This window comes from Amycolatopsis sp. SID8362, assembly GCF_010550475.1.
Taxonomy (GTDB): Bacteria; Actinomycetota; Actinomycetes; order Mycobacteriales; family Pseudonocardiaceae; genus Amycolatopsis; species Amycolatopsis eburnea.
Window position 1 is genome coordinate 1 of record NZ_JAAGNB010001831.1, and the last position, 10,825, is coordinate 10,825.

The 10,825-nt window shown below is 72.5% G+C and carries 9 protein-coding genes; 5 read left to right on the forward strand and 4 right to left on the reverse strand.

The genetic code is table 11. The features are described from left to right. Window positions 1-246 (reverse strand): LysR family transcriptional regulator (locus tag G3I65_RS55810; RefSeq protein WP_160704709.1); only part of this gene is annotated, 246 nt, incomplete at its 3' end. Window positions 247-327: 81 nt separating this feature from the next. Between G3I65_RS55810 and G3I65_RS55815 the strand changes: the two genes are divergently transcribed. The 3 genes from G3I65_RS55815 to G3I65_RS55825 are packed head-to-tail and all read left to right on the forward strand — an operon-like array spanning window position 328 to window position 4,371. Next, complete coding sequence (locus G3I65_RS55815; protein ID WP_160704711.1) at window positions 328-1,620, forward strand: diaminopimelate decarboxylase; 1,293 nt, start codon at window positions 328-330, stop codon at window positions 1,618-1,620. Between the two features lie 39 nt (window positions 1,621-1,659). After that, on the forward strand, window positions 1,660-3,153 hold the full coding sequence (locus tag G3I65_RS55820) for a glycosyltransferase family 39 protein (protein WP_160704713.1): 1,494 nt from the start codon (window positions 1,660-1,662) through the stop codon (window positions 3,151-3,153). A gap of 33 nt (window positions 3,154-3,186) precedes the next feature. Then, entirely contained in the window at window positions 3,187-4,371 is a 1,185-nt protein-coding gene (locus tag G3I65_RS55825) for a 4-hydroxybenzoate 3-monooxygenase (protein ID WP_160704715.1), read from the forward strand. Here the strand turns inward: G3I65_RS55825 and G3I65_RS55830 are convergent. Then, window positions 4,368-6,719 carry an alpha-L-fucosidase gene (locus G3I65_RS55830; RefSeq protein ID WP_160704717.1) on the reverse strand — a complete coding sequence of 784 codons (2,352 nt, stop codon included), beginning with the start codon at window positions 6,717-6,719 and terminating at the stop codon, window positions 4,368-4,370. The genes G3I65_RS55825 and G3I65_RS55830 overlap by 4 nt on opposite strands. 232 nt (window positions 6,720-6,951) lie before the next feature. Here G3I65_RS55830 and G3I65_RS55835 point away from each other — a divergent pair, with 232 nt between their 5' ends. Both G3I65_RS55835 and G3I65_RS55840 read left to right on the forward strand, forming a co-directional pair. Beyond that, window positions 6,952-7,215, forward strand: a complete 264-nt coding sequence (locus G3I65_RS55835; RefSeq protein WP_160704719.1) for a hypothetical protein — start codon at window positions 6,952-6,954, stop codon at window positions 7,213-7,215. A gap of 459 nt (window positions 7,216-7,674) precedes the next feature. Further along, window positions 7,675-8,895, forward strand: coding sequence for an SGNH/GDSL hydrolase family protein (locus G3I65_RS55840; protein WP_160704721.1), 1,221 nt, complete (start codon window positions 7,675-7,677; stop codon window positions 8,893-8,895). On the opposite strand, the gene G3I65_RS55845 is transcribed toward G3I65_RS55840, so the two are convergent. Next, window positions 8,881-10,158 (reverse strand): MFS transporter, encoded by a 1,278-nt coding sequence (locus G3I65_RS55845; protein WP_160704723.1) that lies wholly within the window; start codon window positions 10,156-10,158, stop codon window positions 8,881-8,883. The genes G3I65_RS55840 and G3I65_RS55845 overlap by 15 nt on opposite strands. Next, entirely contained in the window at window positions 10,155-10,697 is a 543-nt protein-coding gene (locus G3I65_RS55850; RefSeq protein ID WP_160704725.1) for a GNAT family N-acetyltransferase, read from the reverse strand. The genes G3I65_RS55845 and G3I65_RS55850 overlap by 4 nt, the downstream gene beginning before the upstream one ends. Window positions 10,698-10,825 lie beyond the last annotated feature (128 nt).

A 10,825-nucleotide genomic window follows, 5' to 3' on the forward strand; every position in this document is an offset into this window, starting at 1 on the left:
GATGACGCCGCGGGCGCGGTCCAGCCGGTCGAGCAGGTCGCGGGCCTCCGCCGCGGCGACGCGACCCGCCTCCGTCAGCGCGAAGCGGGGGCCCGAGCGGTCGAGCAGCGCGACGCCCAGCTCCGCTTCGAACGCGCGGATCTGCTGGCTCAGCGACGGCTGCGACACGAACAGCCGCGCCGCCGCTCGGGTGAAGTGCATCTCCTCGGCGAGCACGGCGAAGTAGTGCCATCGGCGCAGGTCCACCCAGCCACTATAGGACCGGCCTATGACACCAGAAGGACGAAGTCTTGGACCGGCGCCGCCCGCACGCGCTGTCCTGGAGGCGTGAACCGCACCGAACGCAAGCTCCGTGCCCTCGCCGCCGGCCACCACCTCGCCGACCCGCTGGCCGGGTTCGTCGACCTCGCCGGGATCCGCGAAGCCGTCGAGGACCTGACGAAGGCCTTCGCGCCCCTGGGCCGTGTCCAGCACACGGTCGCCGTCAAGGCGTGCGGCCTCGCGCCGCTGCTCCGCTACCTCGGTGACCTCGGGGTCGACGCCGAGGTCGCGAGCCCGGGCGAGACGGCCGTCGCCGAAGCGGCCGGGATCCGCGGCCCGCGGCTGGTCCTCGACTCCCCCGCCAAAACCACCGCCGAGCTCGCGCACGCCCTCGCCGAAGGCACCGCGGTCAACGCGGACAACTTCCAGGAGCTGGCCCGGCTCGACGGTCTCGTCGGGCCCGCCCCGCGCTCGGTGCTCGGCCTGCGGATCAACCCGCAGGTCGGCGCCGGCCGGATCGGAGACACCAGCACCGCGACCACGACGTCGAAGTTCGGCGTTCCGCTGCGGGACAACCGGAACCTCGTGAAAGAGGCGTTCGCGCGCCGCCCGTGGCTGACGCGGCTGCACGTCCACGTCGGCTCGCAGGGCTGCCCGCCGGAGCTGATGGCCGAGGGCGTCGCCGCCGCGCACGCGCTGGCCGAAGAGATCAACGCCGAGGCCGGGTTCCGGCAGGTCACCAGCCTCGACCTCGGCGGCGGCCTCCCAGTGAACTTCGCCTCCGACGAACCCGGGTTCACCCACGCCGACTACGTCGCGACGCTGCTGGCGAGAGTCCCCGCCCTCGCCGACGGGCGCTACGGCTTCGTCACCGAGTTCGGCCGGTCCCTGCTGGCGAAGAGCGGGTTCCTCGTGAGCGCCGTCGAGTACACGAAGGTCGCGGGCGGCCGGCCCATCGCCGTGACGCACGCGGGTGCCCAGGTCGCCGCCCGCACCGTGCTCCAGCCGGAGCACTGGCCGCTGCGGCTGACCGCGCTGCACCCCGACGGCACCCCCAAGACCGGGCCCGAGGTGCCGCAGGACGTCGCCGGCCCGCTGTGCTTCGCGGGCGACCTCCTGGCCCGCGAGCGGTCCCTGCCGCTGCTGGAGCCCGGCGACCTGGTCGTCGCCCACGACACCGGCGCGTACTACTTCGGCGCGCACTACGCCTACAACACGCTCCCCCGCCCGGCCGTGCACGGCTTCACCGTGTCCGAGCGCGGTGAGGTCCGGTTCACGCCGATCCGGCGCGCGCAGACCCTGGCCGAGCTGGTCGCGGATGCCGGTGGCGAATACGTCGGAGCGCTCCCGGAAGCGTGAGCACCGGCGTACGATCCCGGCACGCCGAGGGGAGGCTCCATGGGGGAGCAACGCGGGCTGCCGCGGTTCGCCGCGCTGCCGGTGGGGATCGTCGCCGCCGTCCAGGCGGCCGTGCTGACCGCGCTGTCCGGCCGGTACGGCTTCCACCGCGACGAGCTGTACTTCGTCGCGTCGGGCCGCCGCCCGGACTGGGGTTACGTCGACAACCCGCCGATCACGCCGTGGCTCGCCAGGGCGTCGACCGCGGTGTTCGGCGAAACCCCCGCCGGTCTGCGGGTCGTCGCCACCCTCCTGGGCGTCGCGACGGTCGTGGTGGTGGCGCTGCTCGCCCGCGAATTCGGCGGCGGCCGCGGGGTCCAGCTGTTCAGCGCGATCGCGACGGCGTTGTCCACGTACGTCCTGGTCGTGTCGCACATGCTCGCCACCAACTCCGCGGACCTCCTGCTGTGGTCGCTGATCACGCTCTTCGGGCTGAAGCTGCTGCGGACCGGCGACGGCCGGTGGTGGCTCGCGGCCGGCGCCGCCGCCGGGGTCGGCCTGGCGAACAAGTGGCTCGTGCTGCTCCTGCTGTCCGGGCTCGGCATCGGCGTCGCCGTCGCCGGGCCGCGCCGGGTGTTCCGGACCCGGTGGCTCGCGGCCGGGATCGGGATCGCGGTCGTCCTCGCCGCCCCGGTCGTGGCCTGGCAGGCGGCCCACGACTGGCCGATGCTCACCGTCGCCGGCGGGATCAGCGCGGACGACGGCGGCGAGAACCGCGCCCTGTTCGTGCCGATGCAACTGGTCCTGCTCTCGCCCGTGCTGGTGCCGGTCTGGGTCGCCGGGCTCGTGCGGCCGTGGCGCGATCCCGGGCTGCGCTGGGCGCGTGCGCTCACGATCGCCTACCCCGTGGTCTGCCTCGAACTGCTGGCGGTGGGCGGGAAGCCGTACTACTCCATCCCGTTGTTGCTGCCGCTGGTGGCGCTCGGCGCGGAGCCGGTGCTGCGGTGGCTGGGCCGGGGCCGGCCGACCCGGCGCGCGCTCACCGGCGCGGCCACGGCGGTGTGCGTGGTGGTGTCCGTCCTCATCGGACTCCCCGTGGTGCCGCCGCCGGCGTTGAACGGCGTCCTGCTGGCGATGAACAAGGAACCCGGCGAACAGGTCGGCTGGCCGGAGTTCGCGGGCAGCGTGGCCGCGGCCTGGCAGCGGATCCCGGCCCCCGAGCGGGACACCGCCGTGATCGTCGCCGGGAACTACGGCGAAGCCGGGGCGATCGAGCGCTACGGCCCGGAGCTCGGACTGCCGCAGCCGTACTCGCCGCACATGTCCTACGCGGACTGGGGCCCGCCGCCGGACCGGCTGGTCGGGCCGGTACTGCTCGTCGGCGGCTTCGAACGCGGTTCCCCCGCGGCGCGGCTGATCACCGGGTGCCGTCCGGTCGCCAAGCACTTCACGGCGGGCGGGGTGGACAACGACGAGAACGGCGTCGTGCTCTCGCTGTGCACGCTGACCAAGCCGTGGTCCGTCGCGTGGCCGCGGCTTCGCCAGTTCTACTGAACGGTTCGTCCGGTTCGCGCTACCCTCGGGCGCATGGTGGCGAGGCGCACGGCGGTGGCCGTGGTGGGGGCGGGCCCGGCCGGACTCACGGTGGCGAACCTGCTGCGGCGCGCGGGCATCGCCTGCGTGCTGCTGGAGCAGGAAAGCCGGGCGTTCGTCGAACAGCGGCCGCGCGCCGGGTTCATCGAGGAGTGGGCGGTCCGCGGGCTCGAGCGGCGCGGCCTGGGCGAGCGGCTCGTCGCGAAGGCGCCCCAGCACGCGGAGTTCGAGTTCCGCTTCGCCGGGCGGCGGCACGCCTTCCGCTACGGCGACGTCACCGGGCAGCGGCATTTCGTGTACCCGCAACAGCTCCTGGTGACCGACCTGGTCGCGCAGTACACCGACGCGGGTGGTGACGCGGTCTTCGAGGTCTCGGACGTCGAACTGCACGGCCTCGCGTCGGACTCCCCCGCCGTCACGTTCCGGGCCGGCGGGGAGGAACACCGGATCGACTGCGACTTCGTCGCGGGCTGCGACGGCGCCCGCGGCGTCTCCCAGGGGTACCTACCGGCGGAATCGACGGTGAAAGCCCACCACGACTACGGAATCGGCTGGCTGGCCCTGCTCGCCGAGGCGCCGCCGTCCGCCGACGGCGTGCTGTTCGGCATCCACCCGCGCGGCTTCGGCGCGCACATGGCCCGCACGCCCGACGTCACCCGGTTCTACCTGCAGACGGCGGCCGGCGAGACCGAGGCCGACTGGCCCGACGAGCGCGTCTGGCGGGAACTGCAGGCGCGGCTGGCCGTGCCGGACGGCCCGATCACCGAGGGACGGCTGATCGAGAAGCGCGTCCTGGACATGCACAACTACGTCGTCGAACCGATGGCGCACGGCCGGCTGTACCTGGCCGGCGAGTCGGCGCACCTGGTCGCGCCGATCGCGGCCAAGGGCATGAACCTGGCCCTGCACGACGCTTTCCTGCTCGCGGAGGCCTTCGAGGCGCACTACGCGGGCGATCCTTCGCGGCTCGCCGGGTACTCCGCCGCCTGCCTGCCGCTGGTGTGGCAGTACCAGGAGTTCTCCCTGTGGCTGTCGGACATCTTCCACCACACCGCGGCCACGGCGGAGAACCCGTTCCTGGCGCGCATCGCGGAGGCCCGGATGCGCCGCCTGCTGGGTTCGCCCGCCGCGGCCGCGGCGTTCGCGGAGCTGTACATCGGCAAGAACGCCGACCTCTAGCTCCAGGCGATCTTGAAGACCCAGGCGTAGCGGCCGGCTTGGCGCGCCGCGGCCGGGACGTCGATCACCAGCGAGCCGTTTTCCACCGTCCAGTGCAGGTTCCCGCCGTAGCCGAGCAGGCTCACCCGGTCGCCGGCGCGGATCGGCACCGGCGCGTCGACCACCAGCCTGCCGGCCGGGGCGGCGAGGGAATGCACGTAGAAAGCCTCGTTCTGCTTGACCGTGAACCGCAGGTCGCCGAGCTGCGCCATGCGCGACCAGTACGTCGTGCCGTAGATGGCTTCGCCGTTGACCTTCAGCCACGCGCCGGCGTCGCGCAAGTGGCGCTGCATGACGTCCGGGATGGTGCCGTCGAAGTCCGGGCCGATGTCGAGCAGGAAGTTGCCGTTCTTCGAGACGATGTCGACCAGGGTCCGGACGACCTCCTCCGCCGTCATGTACCGGTCGTCCGGGGTCGCGCGGTTGTAGCCGTAGGAGAACGGGTCGAGGCCGCGGCTCGCCTCCCACTTCGCGACGACGGTGTTCGGGTACGTCGTGTACTCCGGCGTCGTGAAGTCGTGGTCCGGGATGCCGCCGCGGTCGTTGTAGGTGACGTCCTTGGGGCGCTTGCGGTTCTTCGCGCGGTTGAAGTACTCGGTGAGCACGGTCCGGCTGTCGTTGACGCCGCCGATGTCGAACCACAGCACGTCCGGGTCGAACTCCGAGATCAGCTCGAGCACTTGCGGCGCCTGGTAGTCGCGGACGAAGTCCTTGCCCGCGGTGTAGCCGGTGTAGGGCAGCGCCGCGCCGGTGTACGGGTTGCGCGGCGCGTGGCCCATCCACGGGTTGTCCGGGTTGAACCACTCGGGCAGCGAGAAGTACAGGCCGTTGCGCAGCTGCGGGGTGTACTTCCGGGAGGCCGCGAACAGCTCGGCGATGACGTTGCGCTTCGGGCCGAGCTTGACGGAGTTGCGGTCGCTGACCTTGGTGTCCCACAACGCGAAGCCGTCGTGGTGCTTGGACGTCAGGACGTAGTACTCGGCGCCGGCGTCCGCGATCAGGTCCAGCCAGGTGCGCGGGTCGAACTTCTTCGCGGTGAACAGCGGGATGAAGTCGTCGTAGGTGAAGTTCTCGCCGTACTTCTGGCGGTGGTAGGCGTAGGTGGCGCCGTTGGGGTCCTGCTGGTTCTGCCAGTACCACTCGGCGTACTGCTGCCCGACCGGCGCCCACGCGGGCACGGCGTAGACGCCCCAGTGGATGAAGATGCCGAACTTGCTGTCGGTGAACCAATAGGGCGCGCGGTGCGTCGAGAGCGAGGCGTCGGTCGGGCGGAAGTCCGGGACGCCGAGGGTGATCGGCACCTGCTGCGTGGCGAGCGTGCCGCGGCCCGCCGTCACGCGGACCTGGCCGTTCGCGGTGGTGCCGGGCGGCACGGACGCGTTCGACGCGAGGCCGAGGCGCACGGTGGCCTGCTCGCCCGGCGCCAGCACGCGGATGGCCGCCGGGACGGTGGTCCGGCCGCCGGGGACGTCGACGGTGACGGTCACGTTGTCGCGGGCCCCGAGCCAGACGGTGCCGGCGTTGACGATCGTCGCTTCGGCGGCTTGCGGGCCGCCGTCGGTGAGCAGGTTCGCCGTCGACCGGCTGTCGAGCACGAGCGCCGAGCGCCCCACGGCGACCGGCTGCAGGGTGAGCGCGAAGACGTGCAGGCTGGCGACGTTCGGTGCGGGGTTCGCGGTCGTCGGCAGGGTCACCGCGACGGCTTCGCGGGCGGGGTCGACCCAGACCTGGCCGGTGGCGAGGGAAACGGGGTTGGTGTCGACGACGCCGCCGGGTGCGTAGCGGAACGGCGAGACGAGCGCGCCGGAGCCGGTGTACCAGTCGGGGCCGGAAAGGGAGCCGGTGCTGGTGGTGCCGTCGGCGTAGTGCACGGTCGCGGTGCCGCCCGCGGTGCCGTAGCTGCCCGCGACCAGGAAGTACGCGACGAAGTAGCGCCCCTTCGGCAGGTCGATCCGCTGGCCGGTGGCGGCGATGTTGTTCTTCGCGCCGGCGGCCGCCGAGCCGAGCTTGAACGGCACCCCGCCGACCGCGGTGGTCTGCCCGGCGGGCAGGTGCTCGGCCGGGAAGGTGTACCCGGACCCGTCGAAGTCACCCCCGGTGGCCGACGCGCTGTCGATGCCGTCGTTGCTGAACCAGGCGTCGAGGGCAACGGGCACGGGTGGCGGCGGCGGGACGATCGGGGTGCCGGCGTCGTCGGCCGCGGCGTCGACGGGGACGGCGGCACCGGCCGGCGTCAGCCCGGCGGCGGTCAGGGCCACGGCACCACCCAGGGCGATGCCGAGGGCTTGGCGGCGGGGGAAGGTCGTCATTGAACCTCCAGGGATCGGATGACTACGGCGGAATGACGACAGAGTTCACCCTTAGTGGGCCTATCTGTCGTTGGCGGAGCTGATTCATCCGATGACTGACCCTGGTCGTTGGACCTCGTGGTGTCAAGAGGCGATCGAAGTGAACCCGGGTCACGACCGGCGCGTGGTCCTCAGTGAGGAGCTGCAGCACTCGACATCCGCGCCGAACCAGCCGCACCGAAAGGCCAGACCGATGTCCACCCACCCGAACGCGCTGAGCCGCCGCGCGATCGCCATGCTCAAGGCGATCGCGGCCGGCCGCGCCGAGCTCCGCTGCAGCTGCGAACCCGACCTCCGCGTCGACGGGCTCCCGTGCTGCGACCAGACCACCGCCCACGACCTCGCCCGGGCGGGGTTGGTCCGGGCGGTCGGCACGCCGTCGCCGGGCCAGTGGGCGCCGGCGGAACTGACCGAGGCGGGACACCTCGCGCTGGGCGGATTTCCCGCCGCCGCTTGAGTTCTCCCCGCGCACATAGTTCGGCCCCGCGCCCGCGGCCAGCGCCGGGGCCGCCCGCCTGAGTCCGCGCGCACGTAGTGAATGACTCATTCATGTCGTCCGACGACATGAATGAGTCATTCACGTCGTCCGGGCGACCCCCCAACAGCGACCGGTGTGAGAAATCGCGGGGTGGGCTGAACCCGGGCGGGCCGGGGGACGTGCTCTGGGTGAGGGCGTCTCGCACCGCCCTCCGGGGTCACCACGACGCAACGATCCGGGCCAGCCTCCGCCCGATCGGGACCGGGTGCCCCGGCGAGCGGCCGTCGCGGCAACGGCCACCTCGCGCGGGTCCGTCCGGCATCCCCAGAATCCCGGACGGGCCCGCCCCTCGCCGTTCCGGAACTGTCCGGGATCTTGTCCGGTCCGCTCACCTGATCAGCGGTCCCTGGGTCGGCGCAAGGGCGACACCGTGAGTACATGCGACGCTTTCTGGCCGTGAGCGCGGCGATCCTGGCGGGGTTCGGTCTCCTCACGACGGCCGGGAGCGCGAATCCGGAAAGCGCTCTCCCGAACCTCGCGCAGCACGCGGTCGGAGGCTGGGCCGGGACCTGGGCCGCGGCTCCCGCGGCCGCCGTGCCGAACACCCCGGACGGCTATCCCGGCTTCTCGATCCGCAACGTCGTGCACACCAGCGCCGGCGGCGGGCGGACCCGCGTCCACCTCTCCAACGCCTTCGGCTCCTCGCCGCTGACCTTCGGGCACGTCACCATCGCCGTGCAGGGCTCCGGGCCGGACGCCGTTCCGGGGACGCTGCGGGAGCTCACCTTCGGCGGGGCGGCCGGTGTCGTCGTGCCCGCCGGTGCCGAGGCGCTCACCGATCCCGCCGAACTGCGGGTGCCCGCCGACGCCAACCTCCTCGTCACGACGTACATCCCGACGAAGTCCGGGCCGGTGACCTACCACCCGGCCGCCGCGCAGACGTCGTACTTCACCCGGGACGGCGACTTCGCCGCCAGCGAGTCCGGCGCGCCCTACACCGAGCAGACTTCCGTCTGGCACTACGTTTCCGGCGTCGACGTCCAAGGCGGCGCCGAAGCTTCGATCGTCGCGCTCGGCGATTCGATCACCGACGGCGTCGGCTCACAGACCGGCGCCAACCACCGGTGGCCCGACTACCTCGCCGACCGGCTGCACGGCCGGTTCGGCGTGCTCAACGCGGGCATCAGCGCCAACCGGCTGCTGCTCGACGTGCCCGGGTCCGGCGCGGGCCAGAACGCGCTTTCCCGGTTCGACCGCGACGTCCTGAGCGTCGGTGGCGTGCGGACGCTCATCGTGCTGGAAGGCATCAACGACATCCAGCAGACCCCGCACCAGACCGACCCCACCGCGATCACGTCGGCGTACCGCCAGCTGGTCGCGCAGGCGCACGCGCGCGGCATCCGGGTCGTCGGCGCGACGCTCACGCCGTTCAAGGGCTGGCGCGTCTACGACGAAACGCTCGAAGCGACCCGCCAGGCGGTGAACGCGTTCATCCGCACCGGCGGGGTCTTCGACGCCGTCGCCGACTTCGACGCGGCCCTGCGCGACCCCGCCGACCCGCTCACCCTGCTGCCGGCCTACGACTCCGGCGACCACCTCCACCCCGGCGACGCGGGCTACGAGCGGATGGCCGCCGCCGTCCGTTTAGACCGGCTGTGACCGCGGGATGAACAGCACCGCGACCAGGCTCACCACCGCCGTCGCCACGAGGTAGAGCGACACCGAAAACGACGTCCCGGTGGAACTCTGCAGCGCCACCGCGATCGACGGGGCGAAGCCGCCGCCCAGCACCGCGCCGACCGCGTACGAGAACGAGGCCCCGCTGTAGCGGTAGCGCGGCTCGAACAGCTCCGCGAACAACGCCGACTGCGGCCCGTACGTCGCGCCGAGACCGATGTTCAGCACCACCACCGCCACGAGCAGCCACGCCGTCACACGCGTGTCCACCAGCAGGAAGAACGGGATCGGCCAGAGCACCAGCAGCACCGACCCGGCCAGGTAGACCGGCTTGCGGCCCACGCGGTCCGACCACGCCGCCGTGCCGAGGATGCTCACCAGCCACGTCACGCTGCCGACGATCACCACCACGAGCAGCGTGGTCCGGTCGATCTTCAGCACCGAAGTGCCGTAGGACAACAGGTACGCCAGGAAGATGTACCCGATCGCGGTGTTCGCGATGAAGCTGCCGGACGCCACGAGCAGCGCCCGCGGCCGCTCGCGCAGCACGTCGACCATCGGACGGCTGCTGCGGGCTTCCGCGTCCCGCAGCCGCGCGAACACCGGGCTTTCCTCGATCCGCAGCCGGATCACCAGGCCGACGCCGACCAGCAGGATGCTCGCCAGGAACGGCACCCGCCAGCCCCACGACGCGAATTGCGCGTCGGTCAGCGAACGGCCGAGGACGAAGAACATCAGCTGCGCCAGGATGAGCCCGGCCGGGACGCCGATCTGTGAAAAGGCGCCGTAGCGGCCGCGGTGGCCCTCCGGCGCGTGCTCGACGGCCATCAGCGCCGCCCCGCCCCATTCGCCGCCCGCGCTCAGCCCCTGGAGCAGCCGCAGGACCAGCAGCAGGATGGGGGCCCACACCCCGATCGCGGAGTACGTCGGCAGCAGCCCGACGCCGACCGTGGCCACGCCCATCAGGAGCAGCGACAGCACCAGCATCGCCTTGCGCCCGACGCGGTCGCCGAAGTGGCCCCAGAGGATCCCGCCGACCGGGCGGGCGAGGAAGCCCACCCCGAGCGTCGCGAACGAGGCCAGGGTGCCGGAAGCGGGCGACAGCGTCGTGAAGAACAGCTTGCCGAACACGAGCGCCGCCGCCGTGCTGTAGATGAAGTAGTCGTACCACTCGATGGTGGTCCCCACGGCGCTCGCCACGGCGACCCGGCGCAGCTGCCGGGTCGCGACCGCCGGGGAGCTCACGACCCGGCGAGCGCGGCCGTCGGGACCAGGTCCTCGGCGAGCAGGTCCATCAGCAGCCCGTCGTGCCAGCTGCCGTCGGGCCCGCGCTCGTAGGAGCGCATCCGGCCGACCGGCCGGAAGCCGAGGGACTGGTAGAGCTTGATCGCGGCTTCGTTGTCCGCCGCGGGGTCGATCACCAGCCGGTGGTGCCCGCGCACGGTGAACAGGTGCTCGGCCAGCGTCCGGATGGCGTCCGAACCCAGGCCGCGGCCCTGCCAGCCGGGGTGCACGGCGATGTCGATGCCGGCGTGGCGGTACTGCGGATCGGCTTCCTCGAAAGCGAGTTCGATGCCCACGACGACGTCGTCGTGTTCGATGGCGTAGGTCGTGGTGCCCTCGTCCGGGTCCAGCAAGTAGGACACCTGGGCGGCCACCGGCTCCTCGGCGTCGGCCCACCAGCGGGCGACTTCGGGGTGCGACAGGATCTCCTCGAACCGGGCGGCGTCCGGGGCGGCGGCGGGCCGCAGCCGGACACGGCTACCGGTGATAAGGCCGGTCATCGGCCCAGTGTCGTCGCCCGGCGCGCCGGTGTCGAGCCCCGAACGGGGCCAGGTCGGCCGCCGGCCCGGCCCGCGTCACCAGGGGTTGTTGTCGTCCTCGTCCGGGTCCGGCTGCCGCCGCTGGGGCG